2 protein-coding genes are annotated in these 1,906 nt (G+C 39.1%); both read right to left on the bottom strand.

What is annotated here, in order from left to right:
* Positions 1–464: 464 nt before the first annotated feature.
* Positions 465–1,022, bottom strand: coding sequence for a hypothetical protein (locus NAF19_RS30435; protein WP_252794238.1), 558 nt, complete (start codon positions 1,020–1,022; stop codon positions 465–467).
* The coding region (locus NAF19_RS30430) for an RHS repeat-associated core domain-containing protein (RefSeq protein ID WP_252794237.1) at positions 1,006–1,906 on the bottom strand (901 nt) is incomplete at its 5' end. The genes NAF19_RS30430 and NAF19_RS30435, both read right to left, overlap by 17 nt.

Below are 1,906 nucleotides of genomic sequence, written 5' to 3'. Positions count from 1 at the left end.
TCCAGCACCAACGGTAAATTACAACAGCCCGGTACTTATTTCTACTCTTTGGAATATAAAGACGGAAATGAAACTAAACACAAAACCGGCTTTATTGTACTGAAGTACTAGAAAAGTGATTAGTTAGTCGCTGGTCTTTGAACCATAGCCTTACCGGAATTAAAAGCCTGGTGAGGTTTTTTGGGGATTTAATCAGGATTTGCCTATTAATAGATAAACTGAGACCGTTGCAAAATTCACGACACCTTTCGTATTAGCGATAATATGCGGTAATTTAGCAGATTTTCTCTGTTAAACCCGCGTTCCGGCGCTTTTTTAGTTTGGTCAGCAGCGTCAGGCCTGGTTTTAAATAATATAGCCTGCTTCGTTAGTAAAGCGGGCCATTTATCATCGAACCACAAGGCTAGAGCTTTGCCGTAGCGAAAAAATCATTTGCGGCAGCAGCTTATCTTAAATTTTAAAAATTAAGGCGTCAATAATTTTTGAATTGTATCTGGTGAATGGATTTCGACCGTTTTAAATGAACTGGATTTTAAGACATTTTGTGTTCCGGGTTCGTTAAAGGATATATACACTAAAGAATAGTTGCCTCGCGTTAGAAAATCCACTATATCTTGATTAGAATATTTCTCATCGCAGTATTTCTTTAATATCGACCGCAGCTTGTCTACCGACAAAAACAATAAGAGATTAGTAGATTGGCCATTCTTAATTTTTTTCCCTTCGTCTCCTCCGCTTACTTTAAGTTTAACGGCTTCGGAATAAAATTCGTTGCTGATTAAAAAAAAACCAGAATCCTCCAGCGTTCCTCCATTACTTTTTTTATTCAAGTCTATATCCTTGTCAGTTCCATTAACTATCTGGAGATAAAAAAGAATAGTTTCTTCGTCAACGGGGTATTTATATTTTTGAATAAAAACATTTTTAAACGTTATAGATAAATGATTTTTATTACACCCAAAAATGGAGATTGCAATAAAAAGATAGAATAATAAAAACGACTTATTATCTCTTAATTTCATTATAGTGATCCAGTATAAAATTTTTAAATGCGTTGGTGGTTCCGGGCCATGAACCGGCTCTAAGTTGGGCCTCGAATATCTCCAAGTGGTCGGCATTTCTCAGGTTTTTTATTCCATGATATTGAAGTTCATGCACCCCCAATCCATTCTGAATATTTTCAACAGTGGTATAAAGTATTGTTAATTGTTCATTACCTGCCGCGTCTTTTACATAGTCGTGTGCTGCTGCAACAGTTGACCATTGAGCCGTTACAGTTATTGGTCGTTTATCAACCGATGTAGTTGCATTGTCTGTGGGGCTATCGATCCCATTATTGTAGTTCCCTGCAATTCCTCTGTTGTAGTCATGATAGTTTATAGATACTTTCCCATTCAACAGCTGAGAAACGTCAAAGCCAGATTTGGCAAGAACGTCTGTATATGAATTACTGAGCGCCTGCAATGTGATTCCTGAGAATACATATATTAACGGACTATTATTTATTGAACTAAAAGAAGGCTTTTCGGCCATGGTTTCGGCAAATGCGTGCGCAATTTTAATGCCTCCGCTATTTGATAATAGGTTGTAAACACTCTTATCCATATATAAAAGATCGCCTGTAAATCCCTGATCATCAACCCCCAAAAACTCACCTGTAACTCGATCGTAAATCGGACTGTTAACGTCCTCGCCGCCGGTAGGATCACCCTTAGCAACGGGGTTGTTGCCCATCCCTTCATACGGTGATGCGTGCTGACCTGCGGGGTCAGTTGATAACCATCTTCCGATCTTACTGTCATACATGCGCAATTGGAAGTTGTTCAGGCCGGTTACAGGATCTTTTTCCGCATAAGCACCCTGGTAATCATACCGGTAAGTAGCTCCGCCGCTTCGGGCGATGCTG

Source organism: Mucilaginibacter flavidus, assembly GCF_024055575.1.
In the GTDB taxonomy this organism is placed as follows: domain Bacteria; phylum Bacteroidota; class Bacteroidia; order Sphingobacteriales; family Sphingobacteriaceae; genus Mucilaginibacter; species Mucilaginibacter flavidus.
This window is presented reverse-complemented; position numbering and strand designations above follow the sequence as displayed.

Bases quoted from the DNA above. Each gene is read 5' to 3' on its own strand.
- NAF19_RS30435 (WP_252794238.1), bottom strand. From the start codon at position 1,022: ATGAAATTAAGAGATAATAAGTCGTTTTTATTATTCTATCTTTTTATT.